The organism is Kitasatospora sp. NPDC048365 (genome assembly GCF_043200835.1).
Classification (GTDB): domain Bacteria; phylum Actinomycetota; class Actinomycetes; order Streptomycetales; family Streptomycetaceae; genus Kitasatospora; species Kitasatospora terrestris.
Genome location: NZ_JBICYJ010000001.1, coordinates 251,002 through 267,906, shown reverse-complemented (window position 1 = coordinate 267,906; position 16,905 = coordinate 251,002). Strand labels below are relative to the sequence as shown.

Here is a 16,905-nt window from a genome sequence, read left to right as displayed (position 1 = left end):
TCCCTCGTTACCGGACTCAGGCCTGCTCGGACAGGAGCTTGCCGTCAGCCGTGGTGAAGCCCTGCTTGAAGCCCTCGATCGCGCTGGTCAGCGCGTCGATGGTGCCGTCCTCGAGCTTCTGGGTCTCGACGATGCCGGCGAGGATGCCCTTGTGCTCCAGGCGCAGGTGGTCGAGGAACTCGCGCTCGAAGCGGCGGATCTCGGCGACCGGGACGTCGTCCAGCTTGCCGGTGGTGCCGGCCCAGATGGAGACGACCTGCTCCTCGACCGGGAACGGCTGGTACTGACCCTGCTTCAGCAGCTCGACCATGCGGGCGCCGCGCTCCAGCTGGGCCTTGGAGGCCGGGTCCAGGTCGGAACCGAAGGCGGCGAACGCCTCCAGCTCGCGGTACTGGGCCAGGTCCAGGCGCAGGCGGCCGGCGACCGACTTCATGGCCTTGATCTGGGCGGAGCCACCGACGCGGGAGACCGAGATGCCGACGTTCACGGCCGGGCGGATGCCGGCGTTGAACAGGTCGGACTCCAGGAAGCACTGGCCGTCGGTGATGGAGATGACGTTGGTCGGGATGTACGCCGAGACGTCGTTGGCCTTGGTCTCGATGATCGGCAGACCGGTCATCGAGCCGGCGCCCAGCTCGTCGGAGAGCTTCGCGCAGCGCTCCAGCAGGCGGGAGTGCAGGTAGAAGACGTCACCCGGGTAGGCCTCGCGGCCCGGCGGGCGGCGGAGCAGCAGGGAGACGGAGCGGTAGGCCTCGGCCTGCTTCGACAGGTCGTCGAAGATGATCAGGACGTGCTTGCCGTCGTACATCCACTCCTGGCCGATGGCCGAACCGGTGTACGGGGCGAGGTACTTGAAGCCGGCCGGGTCGGAGGCGGGAGCAGCCACGATGGTGGTGTACTCCAGCGCGCCGGCCTCCTCCAGGGCGCCGCGGACGGACGCGATGGTGGAGCCCTTCTGGCCCACGGCGACGTAGATGCAGCGGACCTGCTTCTTCGGGTCGCCCGAGCGCCAGTTGTCGCGCTGGTTGATGATCGTGTCGATCGCAACGGCGGTCTTGCCGGTCTGGCGGTCGCCGATGATCAGCTGGCGCTGGCCGCGGCCGATCGGGGTCATCGCGTCGATGGCCTTGATGCCGGTCTGCATCGGCTCGTGCACCGACTTGCGGACCATGACGCCGGGGGCCTGCAGCTCGAGGGCGCGGCGGCCGGTGGTGGCGATCTCGCCGAGGCCGTCGATCGCGTTGCCCAGCGGGTCCACGACGCGGCCGAGGTAGCCGTCGCCGACCGGGACGGAGAGGACCTCGCCGGTGCGCTGCACCGTCTGGCCCTCCTCGATGCCCGAGAACTCACCGAGGACGACGACACCGATCTCGCGGGTGTCGAGGTTCAGCGCGAGGCCGAGGGTGCCGTCCTCGAACTTCAGCAGCTCGTTGGCCATGACCGAGGGAAGGCCCTCGACCTTGGCGATACCGTCCATGGCCTCGGTGACCGTGCCGACCTCTTCACGCGAGGCCGCGTCCGGCTGGTACGACTGGACAAAGTCGGCCAGCGCGTCCCGGATCTCCTCCGGACGGATCGTAAGCTCCGCCATCAGGCTTCCCTGCTCTCCTAGTTTGCGATCCTCGGCCCGCCATTGAGGGCCGCAAGTACTCGACTCTCGGCCGGGTCTGTTGAACCGGCCGTACGATTTGCCGGCTCACACGGTGTGAACCGACGCCCGACCGAGGGTCGGATGATGCTTGGTGCTCAGCCTTCGAGGCCCTGGCGAGCGCCCTCGAGGCGGCTCGCGACGGTACCGTCGATGATCTCGTCGCCGATCTGCACCCGGACACCGCCAGCGACCGCGGGGTCGACGTCGATGTTCAGGTGGACCTGGCGCCCGTACAGGCCGGCCAGAGCGACCGAGAGCCGCTCCTTCTGCCGGTCCGACAGCGGGATCGCGGTGGTGACCAGGGCCACCACGCGGCCGCGACGGGCGGCGGCGAGCTTGGAGTAGGCCTCCAGCCCACCTTCCAGGCTACGGCCACGCGGGTTGGTGACCAGGCTGGTGACGAGGCGGACGGTGCCGGCGTTGGCGCGGCCACCGAGCAGCTTCTTGATCAGCTCCGCCTTGGCGGCGGTGCCGGCCTTCGGCTCGGTCAGCGCGGAACGCAGCTCGTGCGAACCACTGACCACGCGGCCGAACCGGAACAGCTCGTCCTCGACGTCGTCCAGCGTGCCCGCCTTGTCGGCGGCGACGACCTCGGCGTAGGCGCCGAGCTCCTCGACCGCGTCGACCAGGTCACGGGCGCCGGACCAGCGGGAGCGGACCAGGCCGGAGACCAGGTCGACGGTCTCGCCGGAGACCTGGCCGGACAGCAGCGACGCCACCAGCTGGGCCTTGTCCTGACCGGACCGCGAGGGGTCGGTCAGCACCCGGCGCAGCGAGACCTCGCGGTCCAGCAGCGTGGTGACGGCAGCGAGCTCCTCGGCGAGCTTGGCCGCGTCCACCGAGGTGTTGTCGGTCAGGCTCTCGAGGTTGTCGCGACCGGCGGCCAGGGCCTCGCGGCTGGCGCCGATCACTTGGCGCCCGCCGAAGCAGCGGCCTTGGCCTCGAGCTCGCCGAGGAAGCGGTCGATGACGCCACTCTGCCGCGCGTGGTCCTCGAGGGACTCACCCACGATGCGGGAGGCCAGCTGGGAGGCCAGCGAACCCACGTCCTGGCGCAGGGCGGCGGTCGCCTGCTTCTTGTCGGCCTCGATCTGGGCGTGGCCGGCGGCGACGATGGCCTCGCGCTGGCGCTGGCCCTCCTCGCGCATCTCGGCGATCAGGGCAGCGCCCTGCTCACGGGCGTGCTCGGTGATCCGAGCGGCCTCGTGACGGGCCTCGGCGAGCTCGGCACGGTACTGCTCCAGCAGGGCCTGGGCCTCGGCCTGGGCAGCCTGCGCGCGCTCCATGCCGCCCTCGATCGCGTCCCGACGCTCCCCCAGCACCTTCTCGATGCTGGGGAGGAGCTTCTTGCCGAGAATGCCGAAGACGATGAAGAAGCAGAGCAGGCCGATGATGATCTCGGGCCACGCGGGGAGCAGGGGGTTCATCTTCTCCCCCTCCTCCGCGAGCTGAGCCGCGATGTTCATATCTGGACCTTCCTCGAAAGCGGTCTACGGCAGGGTGATCAGGAGCCGGTGCCGAAGACGAACGGCATGACGATGCCGATGAGGGCCAGCGCCTCGGTCAGCGCGAAGCCGATGAACATGTTGGAGCGGATGAGGCCGGCGGCCTCGGGCTGACGGGCCATGGCCTGGACGCCGTTGCCGAAGATCAGACCGACACCGATGCCCGGGCCGATCGCGGCGAGGCCGTAACCGACGGAGGCGATGGAACCGACGACGCCCTCAGCGAGCATGCTCATTGCAGTGTGTCCTTTGCGGGGATGTGAACCGGTGGTGGTTGGCCACCGGACGTTTCTCGGTGCGCAGCCGGGGCTGCGGGGCTCAGTGCGCCTCTTCCAGGGCACCAGCGATGTAGCTGCTGGCCAGCATCACGAAGATGTAGGCCTGCAGGAACTGGACCAGCAGCTCGAAGGCGGTCAGGCCGGCGGCCACCACGAAGGAGACCGAGCCGTAGAGCGCGCCGAGGCTCGGGCTGAGCAGGTACCAGGAGGCGATGGAGAACATCACGATCAGCAGGTGGCCGGCGAACATGTTCGCGAAGGCTCGGACCGCGAGCGTGAAGGGGCGCACGAAGATGTTCGAGAAGAACTCGATCGGCACCAGGATGAACATGACCCAGCCGGGGATGCCGGACGGCCAGCAGAGGTTCTTCATTCCGCCGACGAAGCCGTGCTTCTTGAAGGTCAGACCCATGTAGGTGACCCAGACCACGGCTGCGAGGCCGGCCGGGAACGCGATCGCCGCCGTCACCGGGAACTGCGCGAACGGGATGATCGACATGATGTTCATCAGCCAGATGAAGAAGAACATCGAGACCAGCATCGGGACGTACTTCTCGCCCTTCTTGCCGATCGTCTCCAGCACGATGCTGCGCTTGACGAAGTCGTAGCCGATCTCGCCGACCAGCTGCAGCTTGCCGGGGACCAGCTTCGGCTTGGCGAAGGAGGCCCAGAAGAAGAGCACCACCAGGACGGCGACGATCATCGACAGCAGCATCGGCTTGTTGAACTCGACGCCGCCGACCGTGAAGATCGGCTCGAACTGGAACTCGTTCAGACCAGGAGCGGGGAAACCGCAGCCGGCGTCATTGAAGTGGCAGCTGCCAGAGGCGAGCAACCTGAGCTCAGTACCCACCACGGACTCCTTCGTCATGACGCATGGTTACGGCAACCTCGGTGTGTCGGCGCGGCGCGGCGGCCACTGAACGGCACTGGAACTTGTTGGATTTCTCCCGGACCCGGCGCGGCTCCACTGAGTGCCGCGGGATCTTCGAAAGCTTGGCGAAGTCGGGGGGCGATCCGTCCGATCGTCGGACGAGTCTGGCCGCATCCCGCACTTCGTTGTTGCGACGGACGATAGCAGCCCGTCAGGAGGGCATAAACACCGCCCCCCTCGCGAGGGGGACAGTGCGCCCCACTCACGGTTGACGCCCGGATTTGGGCTTGTCGTCGCGTTCGTCGGGCTGGACGTAGTACATCTTCGCCTTCATCGCGCCTCGCACCTGGAAGCCCGTCCAGATCAGAGCGCAGCCGAGCAGCGTGAAGCCGAACACCTTGGTGTCGAAGAGCGAGGTGTTCTTGAACACCGCGAGCACGATGGCGATCAGCAGGATCTGCGTGGTGTAGACCAGCAGTCCGGCGGCCATCATCATCTGCGGGTTGTTGCGGGTGAGCCGGTCGAGGGCGACCTGGCCGAAGCTGAAGAAGCCCATCACCACCAACGTCGCGAGAAGCGCGCCGATCAGCCCCTTGGAGCCCGCAACAGCGGTGGCGATCGCAACGGCGATCAGTCCGGCGACCGCAGTGGGGATCGCGGCGCCGCGAAGGATTCGGGCGTCGTGGGACGGCATGTCGGCAACTCCGGCGGCATGTCGTAGTGGCGGGGGGAGGCAGGCCGAGAAGCGAAGGGCCGGCCTTAGAGGTCTTCGGCGTGCTCTCGGTACTCGTGAACGGTATCACAAACTATTTGATGAGAGCTTTACCATGAACGTGTGGTACCTGTCACACCGTAGGCCCAACAGTGCCGCCGTACGGGCGAACGGGTTTGACGTACGGTCAGCTCTTCGGATCGGGGCGCGAACCGACCGCGGTCGCGCCGGTCCCGATCCGCCCGAGCAGCGCCTTGTCGTCCGCCGACAGCTCGGCCATCGCGGGGGTCTCCTCGGCGGCCCCGACGGCGGCCGCGGGGGCCTCGGCGGCCGCGGGGGCCTCGGTGGCCGGTGCCGGATCGCCCTGGCGGTAGCGGGGCGGGACGAAGGGCTGGACGGCCTTGGGGGCCTGCGGACGGAACCGCGGCATCAGCAGCACCGCGATGCCGACCAGGCAGAGCCCGGCCATCGTGAGCACCACCGTCCGGCCGGTGTTGGTCACCGAGACCGCGACCGCGCCGAAGGCGATCAGCGCGGCCCAGAAGTACATGATCAGCACGGCCCGGCTGTGCGAGTGCCCGACCTCCAGCAGCCGGTGGTGCAGGTGCTGCTTGTCCGCGGCGAACGGCGACTTGCCCGCCCAGGTGCGGCGGACCACGGCCAGCAGCAGGTCGGCCAGCGGCAGCGCGATCACGGTCAGCGGCAGCACCAGCGGGATGTAGATCGGCACCAGGGCGTGCACGGTGGCGGTCCGCGAACCGGTCTGCGAGGTCACCAGGTCGGGGTCGACGCGGCCGGTGATGGAGATCGCGCTGACCGCCAGCATCAGACCGAGCATCATCGAGCCGGAGTCGCCCATGAAGATCCGCGCCGGGTGCAGGTTGTGCGGCAGGAAGCCCAGGCACATCCCGATCAGCACCGCCGAGAAGAGGGCGGCGGGCGCGGCGTCGTTGATCCCGTACCCGAGCCAGAGCCGGTACGAGTACAGGAAGAAGGCCATCGCGGCGATGCAGACCATGCCCGCCGCCAGGCCGTCCAGGCCGTCGATGAAGTTGACCGCGTTGACCATGACGACGACCAGCGCGACCGCGATCAGCATGCCCTGGGTCGGGGTGAGCGCGACCTGGCCGTAGCCGGGCACCGGGATGGAGATCACCGTCACGCCCTGCCAGACCATCACACCGGCGGCCACCATCTGGCCACCCAGCTTGACCAGGGCGTCCACGCCCCACTTGTCGTCCAGGACGCCCAGCACGAACATGATCCCGGCGCCGGAGAGCAGCGCCTTCACGTCGCCGGTCTGCTCGAACAGCCGGCCGAGGTTGGTGAGCTGCGAGGCGGTGAGCAGGCCGGCCAGCAGGCCGCCGAACATCGCGATCCCGCCGAGCCGCGGGGTGGGCTCGCGGTGGACGTCACGGGCGCGCACCGCCGGCATCGCGCCGGCCGCGATGGCGAACTTCCGCACCGGGCTGACCAGCAGGTAGGTCACCGCCGCGGACACGAACAGGACCAGCAGATACTCACGCACCACTGGCCTCCCTGGTCACGGTCCGACGGTCGAGTACGCAGGGTACTCCCGCGCGGGTTCGAGGTTCGAGGTGCGTCGCCACGGAGCACACCTTATTGACTCGGACGCACCGGGCGCGCATCGCGGTTCGCCTCGGCGGGCGGCCATGCCGGATCCGCCCTCAGCGGCGGCCCGCGAAAGCCCGGGCCAGCTCCTGCACCCGGGTGCGGATCCGCACGTCGGGGCCGGAGGCGAGCAGCTGTCCGAGCAGCGCGCCGACCTCGGCCAGCTCCTCCTCCCCCATCCCCTGGGCGGCCGCCGTGCCGGTGCCCAGCCGGATCCCGGACGCCTCGGTGGGCGGCGAGGGGTCGAACGGCAGCGCGCACTTGCCGAGCATCAGCCCGGCCGCCGCGCAGCGCCGCTCGGCCTCGATGCCGCTCAGCCCGAGCGGCGAGACGTCGGCGGCGACCAGGTGGGTGTCGGTGCCGCCGGTGGTGGGCCTGGCCCCGGCCGCGGCCAGGGCGGCGGCCAGCGCCCGGGCGCCGCTCACCGCCCGGCGGATGTACGCGGTGAACTCCGGGGTGCCCGCCTGGGCCAGCGCGACCGCCTTGCCGGCCACCTCGTTCATCGCCGCGCCGCCCTGGGTGAACGGGAACACCGCCCGGTCGATCCGGCCGGCCAGCTCGTTCCCGCACAGCAGCAGCCCGCCGCGCGGGCCGCGCAGCAGCTTGTGGGTGGCGGCCACCGTGACGTCCGCGTACGGCACCGGGGAGGGCGCGGCGCCGGCCGCGACCAGGCCGATGGTCTGCGCGGCGGAGGCGATCAGGTAGGCGTCCACCTCGTCGGCGATCTGCCGGAAGGCCGCCCAGTCCACGTGCCGGGGGTAGGAGATGCCGCCCGCGATGATCGCCTTCGGGCGGTGCCGGTGGGCCAGCTCCCGGACCTGCTCCAGGTCGATCAGCCCGTCCTCCTCCCGCACGCCGTAGCCGACGAAGTCGAACCAGCGGCCGGAGAAGTTGGACCGGGAGCCGGCGCTCAGGTGGCCGCCGTGCTCCAGCGACATCGCCAGCACCGTGTCGCCGGGCCGCAGCAGCGCCGCGTAGGCCGCCAGCATGGCCGAAGTGCCGGAGCGGGCCTGGACGTTGGCGTGCGGGGCGGCGAACAGCTGGCGGGCCCGGTCGACCGCGAGCAGCTCCACCGTGTCGGCCGGGGCGCACCCGGTGTGGTGGCGCTGGCCGGGGTAGCCCTCGGCGTACTTGTCGATCAGCGGGCCGGCCAGCGCGGCCAGCACGGCCGGGCTGGTGAGGTTCTCGCCGGCCAGCAGTTGCAGGCTCTCGGCGCGGCGCTCGGCCTCCGCCGAGAGCAGGTCGGCGACCAGCGGATCGGCCCGGCGCAGGGCCGCGGAGGCCTCCCAGTGGGTCGGCACGGCATCGGTGACCGTCATCGCGTGGCTCCCGGGCAGCGGCGGGGCAGGGCACTCTCCAGCGTATGACCGCACCCCCGGGGAGGCCCGTCCGCACACACCGGCATACCGCCGTCAGGGCGTGCGCACATTACGCACACAATCCCTGCGCGGTCTCCCCGCAGAATCCCCGTCAGTCCTGTCGGCGGACCCCGGTGAGCGCGGTCACCACCGGATCCAGCGCGTCGAAGATCTCCTCACCGCAGTTGCGGAACATGCCGATCGGCGCGCCGTACGGGTCGTCCAGCTCGTCCGACTCCGGCGTGGAGGCCAGCAACCACCCGCGCAGCGCAGCTGCCGCGCGGACCAGTGCGCGGGCGCGTTCGGTCAGCCGCGCGCCGTCCCTGGGGTCGGGCAGGGTGCGCGGGTCGACCCGGCGCACCAGCCGGGTGAACTCCTTGATGGTGAAGGTGCGCAGGCCCGCCGCGTGCCCCATCGATATCACCTGGGCCCGGTGGTCCAGGGTCGCGGTCAGCACCAGGTCGGCGTCGATCACGTGCTCGTCCAGCAGCTCGCGGCCGGCGAAACCGCCGCTGTCCGCGCCGTACTCCCCCAGCACGGTCGCCGCGTGCGCCTCCATCGGCGCGCCCTCGTGCCCCCAGGTCCCCGCGCTCTCCACCAGGATCCGGCGGCCCAGCACCGGGCCGAGCCGCAGGTCCAGCTCCAGCCGGGTCAGCCGCTCGGCGATCGGTGAACGGCAGATGTTGCCGGTGCAGACGAACAGGATCCGGAAGCGGTCCACCGGCAGCGGGCCCTCGGCCGGTCGCCGGAGGAGGGTCAGCCCGCCGGATATGCCGGGCTCGGCGCCGTGCAGCGAGGCCGCTGTCAACTGCCGGCCTCCAGGTCCGGTACGACCTCCCTCAGCTGCTCGACGCTGACCGCGCCCGCGCGCAGCACCACCGGGACCTTGCCGGTGACGTCGACGATGGTGGACGCCATGGCATGGTCGGCCTGCCCGCCGTCCAGGTAGATCGCGATCGCGTCGCCCAGCTGCGCCTCGGCGTCGTCGCAGGTGGACGGCGACGGGCCGCCGGTCTTGTTGGCGCTGGAGACGGCGAGCGGGCCGGTGGCGTTCAGCAGCTCGATGGCGACCGGGTGCAGCGGCATCCGGACCGCGACGGTGCCGCGGGTCTCGCCGAGGTCCCAGCGCAGCGAGGGCTGGTGCTTGGCGACCAGGGTCAGCCCGCCCGGCCAGAACGCGTCGACCAGCTCCCACGCCTGCTCGGAGAAGTCGGTGACCAGGCCGTGCAGCGTGGTCGGCGAGCCGACCAGCACCGGCGAGGGCATGTTGCGGCCCCGGCCCTTGGCGTCCAGCAGAGCGGCGACCGCCTCCGGCGAGAACGCGTCCGCGCCGACGCCGTACAGCGTGTCGGTGGGCAGCACCACGAGCTCGCCCCGGCGGATCGCCGAGGCGGCCTCCCGCAGCCCGCTCGCGCGGTCCCCGGCGTCGGAGCAGTCGTAACGGCGGCTCATCGGTGCAGTCCCCTCTCGGAAGTCACGGCGAAGTTCACAGCGGAGTTCACGGCGAAGCCCGGCGCGCCGTGGTGCTGGGCCTGATTCTTCACAACGACGCCCTTCGGGCGGTTGTGAAGCGCGGCCGGTTGTTCAGGTCGCGGTGGTCGGCGGCGTCCGTCCAGCCGGCCTCCTCGCGGAAGATCCACGGGACCTGGCCGCCCTGGGTGTCGGCGTGCTCGATCACCACCACGCCGCCCGGCCGGAGCAGCCGCGCGGCGACCCGCTCGATCAGCCGGATGGTGTCCAGCCCGTCCTCGCCGCTGAACAGCGCGAGCTGCGGGTCGTGGTCGCGGGCCTCCGGCGCCACGTACTCCCACTCGGTGAGCGGGATGTACGGCGGGTTGCTGATCACCAGGTCGAAGCGCCCGTCCCACTCGCGCTCCTGTTCGAACGCGCGGGTCGCGTCGCCCTCGTGCAGGGCGACCCGGCCGCGGTCCGGCGAGGCGGCGATGTTGCGGCGGGTGTACGGCAGCGCGCCCTCGTCCAGCTCGAAGGCGTGCACGGTGGAGCGCGGCAGCTCCTGCGCCAGCGCCAGCGCGATCGCGCCGGAGCCGGTGCACAGGTCGACCACCAGCGGCTCGGCGACGTCCATGTCACGGACGGCGTTTATCGCCCACTCGACCACCGACTCGGTCTCCGGCCGGGGCACGAAGACGCCCGGCCCGACCTCCAGCTCCAGGTAGCGGAAGAAGGCCCGCCCGGTGATGTGCTGCAGCGGCTCGCGCTGCTCGCGGCGCGAGACCGCCTCCCAGTACCGGGCGTCGAAGTCGGCGTCCTTGACGGTGTGCAGCTGGCTGCGCTTGATGTTGTGGATGTACGCCGCCAGCTCCTCCGCGTCGAAGCGCGGCGAGGGCACACCGGCCGCGGCCAGGCGCTGGGTGGCCTGGGCCACCTCGGCGAGCAGCAGGTTCATCCGTGCGTCCCCTTAAAGGATCAGTTCTCCTGCGCGGCGGCCAGCTTGGCCGCGGCGTCGGCGTCCACGCAGGACTGGATCACGGCGTTCAGCTCGCCGTCCAGGACCTGGTCCAGGTTGTACGACTTGAAGCCGGTGCGGTGGTCGGAGATGCGGTTCTCCGGGAAGTTGTAGGTCCGGATCCGCTCCGAGCGGTCCACCGTGCGGACCTGGCTGCGGCGGGCGTCCGAGGCCTCCCGCTCGGCCTCCTCCTGCGCGGCGGCCAGCAGCCGCGAACGCAGGATGCGCATCGCCTGCTCCTTGTTCTGCAGCTGGCTCTTCTCGTTCTGGCAGGAGGCAACGATACCGGTCGGCAGGTGGGTGATCCGGACCGCGGAGTCGGTGGTGTTGACCGACTGGCCGCCGGGGCCGGAGGAGCGGTACACGTCGATCCGCAGGTCGTTGGCGTGGATCTCGACCTCGACCTCCTCGGCCTCGGGCGTGACCAGCACGCCGGCGGCGGAGGTGTGGATCCGGCCCTGCGACTCGGTGGCGGGGACGCGCTGCACCCGGTGCACGCCGCCCTCGTACTTCAGCCGCGCCCAGACGCCCTGGCCGGGCTCGGTGGTGCCCCTGGTCTTCACGGCGACCGAGACGTCCTTGTAGCCGCCGAGGTCGGACTCGTTGGCGTCGATGATCTCGGTCTTCCAGCCCAGCCGCTCGGCGAAGCGCAGGTACATCCGCAGCAGGTCGCCGGCGAACAGCGCCGACTCCTCGCCGCCCTCGCCCGCCTTGACCTCCAGGATGACGTCCTTGTCGTCATTGGGGTCGCGCGGGACCAGCAGCAGCCGCAGCTCCTCGGTCAGCTCCCCCTGGCGGGCCTCGGCGTCCTTCATCTCGGCGATGAAGTCCGAGTCCTCGGCGGCCAGTTCGCGGGCGGCCTCGATGTCCTCGCCGGCCTGGCGCCAGGCCAGGTAGGTCCGGGTGATCGGGGTCAGCTCGGCGTAGCGCTTGGCGAGCTTGCGGGCGTTGGCCTGGTCGGCGTGGACCGACGGGTCGGCCAGGCGCTTTTCGAGGTCGGCGTGCTCGGTGAGGAGCTCTTCGACTGCCTCGAACATGGGGTGGGCCTACTTCCCGGAAGAGAACTGAACAGAGGAGGAGATGCGAAACGGCGCCGGCCCGGACGCCCCCACGAGTACGCGGGGACGCCAGAGACCGGCGCCGTGGAAGCGCTAGGCCTTGCCGCCGCTGAGCTTCTTGCCGAAGCGGGCCTCGAAGCGGGCCACGCGGCCACCGGTGTCCAGAATCTTCTGCTTGCCGGTGTAGAACGGGTGGCACTGCGAGCAGACCTCGGCGCGGATCTCGCCGCTGGTCTCGGTGGAGCGGGTGGTGAACTCGGCGCCACAGGTGCAGGTCACCTTGGTGAGCACGTACTGCGGGTGAACGTTGGCCTTCAAGGGGTTCTCCTAGATGTTCGGGAGGGCACCGGGTCGGTGGCCGGGCAGCCACGCGTGAACCGGGACCGACGGACCAGTCTGCCAGCACTGGCCGCTTCTTCCCAAACCGGGAGCCGTCCGGCGTTATTCCACCGCTCAGCGGGCGCGTGCCGGGGTGGCCGGAGCACTGGCGCCGGGGGTGGCCTCGGCCGGGTTGGCGGGCTGCGAGGCGACCACCGCGGGCGGCACCGCCCGGTCCGCGCGCAGCGCCGCCCACAGCTGCTCGGCGGCCGGTACGGCGGGCACCACCCGGTTGGCGTCGGTCGGCGCGGTGACCACCGGCAGCGTGACCATGGTCATCTGCTCCGGCCCGATCGCCTTGAGCCGCTCCGCCAGGCCCACCAGGGCGCTGACCGACCCGAGGTCCGAGTCGGTGGTGAGGGCCCGGGTCAGCTTGTCGCCGACCGACCACAGGGTGGTCGGGTTCGAGGTCAGCCCGATCTCGCCCATCTGCGCCATGATCGACTTCATCATCTGCTTCTGCAGCTCGATCCGGCCCAGGTCGCTGCCGTCGCCGACGCCGTGCCGGGTGCGGACGAAGGCCAGGGCCTGCTCGCCCTGCAGGTGGTGGGTGCCGGCCGACAGGTTCAGCCCGCTGTCCTTGTCGGCGATCGGGACCGTGGTGGTGACGTCCACCCCGCCGATGGCGTCTATCAGGCCGGCGAACCCGGCGAAGTCGATCTCCACGTAGTGGTCCATCCGCAGCCCGGTGAGCTGCTCGGTGGTCCGCACCGCGCAGGCCGGGCCGCCGGCCTCGAACGCCGAGTTGTACATCGCGCTCCGCGCCGCCGGGACGGGCTTGCCGTCGGCCGCGGTGCAGGCGGGCCGGGCGACCAGGGTGTCGCGCGGGATGGAGACCACCGAGGCGGCGGTGTGCGCCTGGTTGACGTGCACCACCATCGCGGTGTCCGAGCGGGCGGTGCCGCCGGTGTCCCCGCCCGCCAGGTTGCCGTTGGAGCCGGCCCGGGAGTCCGAGCCGAGCACCAGCACGTTGAACGAGCCGTCGGTGGCCGCCGGCGGCCGCCCGGTGCCCAGCTGGGCGTTGATGTCGACGCTCTTGAGGTTGCCGTTGAGCTTCCAGTACGCGACGCCGCCCACCGCGGCGGCGAGCACCAGCAGGCCGGCCAGGGAGAACAGGGCGATCCGCAGGGCCCGGCCGCGCGGGCTGCGCTGCTGACGGTGTCCGGCCATCTCGCCCCATTTCTCCTACTGTGTGGTCATTCGAGCATAGGTGACGCCCGGATCCGCCCTTCCGGTTCTCCGAAACGCCCGGGAAACGCCCGGAGCCCCGGACCGCGAGGTGCGGTCCGGGGCTCCGGAGGGGCCGAATCGGCGTCAGTCGTTGCCGCCGGGGGTGTTCTTGGCGATCTGCATCAGGAACTCGGCGTTCGACTTGGTCTGCTTCATCTTGTCCAGCAGCAGCTCGATCGCCTGCTGCGAGTCCAGCGCGTGCAGGACGCGACGGAGCTTCCAGGTGATCGCCAGCTCCTCGCTGCCGAGCAGGATCTCCTCCTTGCGGGTGCCGGAGGCGTCCACGTCGACCGACGGGAAGATGCGCTTGTCCGAGAGCTTCCGGTCGAGCTTGAGCTCCATGTTGCCGGTGCCCTTGAACTCCTCGAAGATCACCTCGTCCATCCGCGAGCCGGTGTCGACCAGCGCGGTGGCCAGGATGGTCAGCGAGCCGCCGTTCTCGATGTTGCGCGCCGCACCGAAGAACTTCTTCGGCGGGTAGAGCGCGGTCGAGTCGACACCACCGGACAGGATGCGGCCGGAGGCCGGCGCCGCCAGGTTGTAGGCGCGGCCCAGGCGGGTGATCGAGTCCAGCAGGATCACCACGTCGTGGCCCAGCTCCACCAGGCGCTTGGCGCGCTCGATGGCCAGCTCCGCGACGGTGGTGTGGTCCTCCGCCGGGCGGTCGAAGGTCGAGGAGATGACCTCGCCCTTGACCGAGCGCTGCATGTCGGTGACCTCTTCCGGACGCTCGTCGACCAGGACGACCATCAGGTGGCACTCGGGGTTGTTGTGCGTGATCGCGTTGGCGATCGACTGCATGATCATGGTCTTGCCGGTCTTCGGCGGGGCCACGATCAGACCGCGCTGGCCCTTGCCGATCGGCGACACCAGGTCGATGATCCGGGTGGTCAGCACGCCCGGGTCGGTCTCCAGGCGCAGGCGCTCCTGCGGGTACAGCGGGGTGAGCTTGCCGAACTCGGGACGGCCGCGGCCGCTGTCGGGGTCCATGCCGTTCACCGAGTCCAGGCGCACCATCGCGTTGAACTTCTCGCGGCGCTCGCCGTCCTTCGGCTGGCGGACCGCACCGGTGATCGCGTCACCCTTGCGCAGGCCGTGCTTGCGGACCTGGGCCAGCGACACGTAGACGTCGTTCTGACCCGGCAGGTACCCGGAGGTCCGGACGAAGGCGTAGTTGTCGAGGATGTCCAGGATGCCGGCGACCGGGATCAGGACGTCGTCGTCGGCCAGCTGCACCTCGGGCGCACCCGGGCCCTCGAAGCCCTCGCGGCGACGGCCCCGGCGGTCGCGGTAGCGGCCGCGACGGCCGCGACGGCCGTCACCGAACTCGTCGTCGTCGTAGCCGCCCTGCTGCTGGGCACCGCCCTGCTGCTGCTGGGCGCCCTGGCTCTGGCTCTGGCCCTGCTGACGGGTCTGACCGTCCTGCTGCTGGCCGCCCTGACCGCCCTGGCGGTCGGCGCGGTCGCGCTCACGGCGGTTGCGGCGGTCCCGGCGGGACTCGCGGGCGTCGCCGTCCTGGCCCTCGCCGCCCTCGGCGCGCTGCTCCGGGGTGCCCTCGCGGCGGTCCCGGCGGTCGCGGCGGTCGCGGCGCTCGGTCCGGCCCTCGCCGTCCGTGACGCGCTCGGCCTGGCGGGTCTCCGCCTTGGCCTCGGCCACCACAGCGGCGGTCGGCTCGGCGGCGGCCTCGGCGGTCGGGGCGCCGGCCGCGGAGGTGGCCCGGCGGCGGGTGCGCTCGGCCCGGGCCGGCACGGCGGCAGCGGTCTCCGCGGCGGCCTGCACCGGGATCTCGATCTGCGCCTGCGGCTGCGGCTCGGTCGCGGCGGCGGCGGCACGGGTGCGGCGGGCCGGCTTGGTGTCGGCGGCCTCGGCGGCCGGGGCCGCCTCCTCCGGAGCCGGGGCGGCGGCCTTGGCGGCGCGCTTGGTGGCCGGCGCCGCGGGCGCGGCGTTGCCGGCGAGCAGCGGGTCCCCGCCGCTCTTCTCCTTGATGGCCTCGATCAGCTGGCTCTTGCGCATGCGTCCGGTACCGCTGATTCCGAGTGTCGAGGCGAGCTTCTGCAGCTCGGCCAGGACCAGGCCGTCCAGGCCCGCGGCGGCGCTGCGGCGGCGCCGCGCCGGAGCCGCGGGGGCGGCGGCTGCGTCCGACGCGTCGGCGTCCGGGCGCGCGCCCATCAGATCGGTGGTGTCGCTCACTAAGGGTCCTTCCCTGGAGCGGACGTCGGCCTGTCTGGCTCGGCGACCGGTTGTGCTGTCCTGACCAACGTCTCTGCGCGCTGGTCCGAGGCGGGATTCCCCCGAAAGAGTTGATCTTCCGGAGGAGCTGCGAAGTGCGGTGCACTGTGGTGCGAAGTGACGCGGACGGTCGGTACTCGTGCCGACCCCGCTGCGCCTTGATACCCGGGCCCCCGTCGCGTGGCGGGAACCCCGGGCCCCTGCCCGGCCGTGCCTCACTGCGGAGGCTGCCGCCGGGGGGAGTCTGGTGCCGTCACGGCTTCGGGATGGGCCGCAATCGCGCAGGCAGGCTGCGTACGCGGTGTGGCGGACTCCCGGAGAATCGTGGTCCCGTGCTTCCGGCCCCCGCCGAGTGGACGGGAGATCGGGATCGGGACGCGTCGCACCGCGCCCCGGAGGGCACCTGGTGCAGCAATGAGGTTAACACTACCGACCCCCTGACACATTCCCCAGCCCTTGCCTTGTCAATCGTGTCCGTCTCACATGTCGAGCGGGAGCACGGTCGCGCCGGTGCGGTCCAGCTCCAGCCGGTGCGCCGCGAACTGCGGGCCGGCGAAGTTCAGAACCTTGTCGGCGTGCGCCTCGTCGGTGAGCGCGAGCACGGTCGGACCGGCGCCGGAGATGACGGCCGGGACGCCCTCGCTGCGCAGCGCGGCGACCAGCGCGGCGCTGTCGGGCATGGCGGAGGCGCGGTAGTCCTGGTGCAGCCGGTCCTCGGTGGCCGTGAGCAGCAGCTCCGGGCGGCGGGTGAGGGCCTCGACCATCAGCGCGGCGCGGCCGGCGTTGAGTGCGGCGTCGGCCAGCGGGACGGTCTTCGGCAGCAGGCCCCGGGCGGTCTCGGTGAGCACCTCGGTGGACGGGATGAAGACGACCGGCACGACCCGGTCGGACGGGTCGAGCGTGATGGTCCGCGCGCTCTCCTCGTCGGTCCAGGCGACGGTGAAGTTGCCGCGCAGGCAGGCGGCGACGTTGTCGGGGTGGCCCTCGATCTCGGAGGCGAGGGCGAGCAGCGCGTCGTCGTCCAGCGCGGAGGCGCCGCCGATGGTGACCGCGCGGGCGGCGACGATTCCGGCGCAGATCGCGGCGGAGGAGGAGCCGAGGCCGCGGCCGTGCGGTATGCGGTTGGCGCAGACCACTTCGAGGCCGCGCGGCTGGCCGCCGAGGCGGTCGAAGGCGGCGCGCATCGAGCGGACCACCAGGTGGCGCTCGTCGCGGGCCAGGTTGTCGGCGCCCTCACCGGCGATGTCCACGGTCAGGCCGGAGTCGGCGACCCGGACGACCACGTCGTCGTACAGACCCAGGGCGAGCCCGAAGGCGTCGAATCCCGGACCGAGGTTGGCGCTGGTCGCGGGAACCCGGACCCGGACGGCGGCGGCGCGGAACGCGGGACCGGCCATGCGGTGAACTCTCCTGGGAGTGAGGGTGGCCCGGACAACGGGGCCGACGTGTTACGGCGCCGACGTGTGACGACGGCGGGACGGAATGCGCGCGCAGCGGAACGGGCGCGGCCCGCCCGACCAGAGTATCGAAGAGA

16 protein-coding genes are annotated in these 16,905 nt (G+C 71.4%); all 16 read right to left on the bottom strand.

The features are described from left to right. Nucleotides 1–16: 16 nt before the first annotated feature. The 16 genes from atpA to thrB all read right to left on the bottom strand — a co-directional run bounded on the left by atpA (nt 17) and on the right by thrB (nt 16,768). Nucleotides 17–1,591 carry a F0F1 ATP synthase subunit alpha gene (atpA, locus tag ACGFX4_RS01215; protein ID WP_345698988.1) on the bottom strand — a complete coding sequence of 525 codons (1,575 nt, stop codon included), beginning with the start codon at nt 1,589–1,591 and terminating at the stop codon, nt 17–19. 155 nt (nt 1,592–1,746) lie between these two features. Then, nucleotides 1,747–2,562, bottom strand: coding sequence for a F0F1 ATP synthase subunit delta (locus ACGFX4_RS01210; RefSeq protein ID WP_345698987.1), 816 nt, complete (start codon nt 2,560–2,562; stop codon nt 1,747–1,749). Then, nucleotides 2,559–3,116 carry a F0F1 ATP synthase subunit B gene (locus ACGFX4_RS01205; protein ID WP_345698986.1) on the bottom strand — a complete coding sequence of 186 codons (558 nt, stop codon included), beginning with the start codon at nt 3,114–3,116 and terminating at the stop codon, nt 2,559–2,561. Before ACGFX4_RS01205 ends, ACGFX4_RS01210 begins: the two co-directional genes overlap by 4 nt. Nucleotides 3,117–3,154: 38 nt before the next feature. Beyond that, the gene (atpE, locus tag ACGFX4_RS01200) at nt 3,155–3,391 is read right to left on the bottom strand and encodes an ATP synthase F0 subunit C (RefSeq protein WP_345698985.1); all 237 of its coding nucleotides are present in this window, start codon (nt 3,389–3,391) and stop codon (nt 3,155–3,157) included. Nucleotides 3,392–3,473: 82 nt separating this feature from the next. Next, entirely contained in the window at nt 3,474–4,304 is an 831-nt protein-coding gene (gene atpB, locus ACGFX4_RS01195; protein WP_393069167.1) for a F0F1 ATP synthase subunit A, read from the bottom strand. A 265-nt stretch (nt 4,305–4,569) separates the two neighbouring features. Continuing rightward, nucleotides 4,570–5,001, bottom strand: coding sequence for a hypothetical protein (locus tag ACGFX4_RS01190; RefSeq protein WP_345698983.1), 432 nt, complete (start codon nt 4,999–5,001; stop codon nt 4,570–4,572). A 205-nt stretch (nt 5,002–5,206) separates the two neighbouring features. Beyond that, nucleotides 5,207–6,547, bottom strand: coding sequence for an MraY family glycosyltransferase (locus ACGFX4_RS01185; protein ID WP_393069165.1), 1,341 nt, complete (start codon nt 6,545–6,547; stop codon nt 5,207–5,209). A gap of 160 nt (nt 6,548–6,707) precedes the next feature. Further along, a complete protein-coding gene (glyA, locus tag ACGFX4_RS01180) occupies nt 6,708–7,970 on the bottom strand; it encodes a serine hydroxymethyltransferase (protein WP_393069163.1) in 1,263 nt (420 codons plus the stop codon). A 151-nt stretch (nt 7,971–8,121) separates the two neighbouring features. Next, the gene (locus ACGFX4_RS01175; protein ID WP_393069328.1) at nt 8,122–8,769 is read right to left on the bottom strand and encodes a protein-tyrosine-phosphatase; all 648 of its coding nucleotides are present in this window, start codon (nt 8,767–8,769) and stop codon (nt 8,122–8,124) included. A gap of 44 nt (nt 8,770–8,813) precedes the next feature. Further along, the gene (locus ACGFX4_RS01170) at nt 8,814–9,461 is read right to left on the bottom strand and encodes an L-threonylcarbamoyladenylate synthase (protein ID WP_345698980.1); all 648 of its coding nucleotides are present in this window, start codon (nt 9,459–9,461) and stop codon (nt 8,814–8,816) included. Nucleotides 9,462–9,549: 88 nt separating this feature from the next. Then, nucleotides 9,550–10,416 (bottom strand): peptide chain release factor N(5)-glutamine methyltransferase, encoded by an 867-nt coding sequence (gene prmC / locus ACGFX4_RS01165; RefSeq protein WP_393069161.1) that lies wholly within the window; start codon nt 10,414–10,416, stop codon nt 9,550–9,552. Nucleotides 10,417–10,436: 20 nt separating this feature from the next. Beyond that, nucleotides 10,437–11,513, bottom strand: coding sequence for a peptide chain release factor 1 (gene prfA / locus ACGFX4_RS01160; RefSeq protein WP_393069160.1), 1,077 nt, complete (start codon nt 11,511–11,513; stop codon nt 10,437–10,439). A 114-nt stretch (nt 11,514–11,627) separates the two neighbouring features. Then, nucleotides 11,628–11,852, bottom strand: coding sequence for a 50S ribosomal protein L31 (rpmE, locus tag ACGFX4_RS01155; protein WP_345698977.1), 225 nt, complete (start codon nt 11,850–11,852; stop codon nt 11,628–11,630). Nucleotides 11,853–11,987: 135 nt separating this feature from the next. Further along, nucleotides 11,988–13,082, bottom strand: coding sequence for an LCP family protein (locus ACGFX4_RS01150; protein WP_393069158.1), 1,095 nt, complete (start codon nt 13,080–13,082; stop codon nt 11,988–11,990). Nucleotides 13,083–13,226: 144 nt separating this feature from the next. Continuing rightward, nucleotides 13,227–15,332, bottom strand: a complete 2,106-nt coding sequence (rho, locus tag ACGFX4_RS01145; RefSeq protein WP_393069156.1) for a transcription termination factor Rho — start codon at nt 15,330–15,332, stop codon at nt 13,227–13,229. Nucleotides 15,333–15,850: 518 nt separating this feature from the next. Then, entirely contained in the window at nt 15,851–16,768 is a 918-nt protein-coding gene (gene thrB, locus ACGFX4_RS01140) for a homoserine kinase (protein ID WP_393069155.1), read from the bottom strand. Nucleotides 16,769–16,905 lie beyond the last annotated feature (137 nt).

Bases quoted from the DNA above. Each gene is read 5' to 3' on its own strand.
- atpA (WP_345698988.1), bottom strand. From the start codon at position 1,591: ATGGCGGAGCTTACGATCCGTCCGGAGGAGATCCGGGACGCGCTGGCC.
- ACGFX4_RS01205 (WP_345698986.1), bottom strand. From the start codon at position 3,116: ATGAACATCGCGGCTCAGCTCGCGGAGGAGGGGGAGAAGATGAACCCC.
- atpE (WP_345698985.1), bottom strand. From the start codon at position 3,391: ATGAGCATGCTCGCTGAGGGCGTCGTCGGTTCCATCGCCTCCGTCGGT.
- atpB (WP_393069167.1), bottom strand. From the start codon at position 4,304: ATGACGAAGGAGTCCGTGGTGGGTACTGAGCTCAGGTTGCTCGCCTCT.
- ACGFX4_RS01190 (WP_345698983.1), bottom strand. From the start codon at position 5,001: ATGCCGTCCCACGACGCCCGAATCCTTCGCGGCGCCGCGATCCCCACT.
- glyA (WP_393069163.1), bottom strand. From the start codon at position 7,970: ATGACGGTCACCGATGCCGTGCCGACCCACTGGGAGGCCTCCGCGGCC.
- ACGFX4_RS01170 (WP_345698980.1), bottom strand. From the start codon at position 9,461: ATGAGCCGCCGTTACGACTGCTCCGACGCCGGGGACCGCGCGAGCGGG.
- prmC (WP_393069161.1), bottom strand. From the start codon at position 10,416: ATGAACCTGCTGCTCGCCGAGGTGGCCCAGGCCACCCAGCGCCTGGCC.
- prfA (WP_393069160.1), bottom strand. From the start codon at position 11,513: ATGTTCGAGGCAGTCGAAGAGCTCCTCACCGAGCACGCCGACCTCGAA.
- ACGFX4_RS01150 (WP_393069158.1), bottom strand. From the start codon at position 13,082: ATGGCCGGACACCGTCAGCAGCGCAGCCCGCGCGGCCGGGCCCTGCGG.
- thrB (WP_393069155.1), bottom strand. From the start codon at position 16,768: ATGGCCGGTCCCGCGTTCCGCGCCGCCGCCGTCCGGGTCCGGGTTCCC.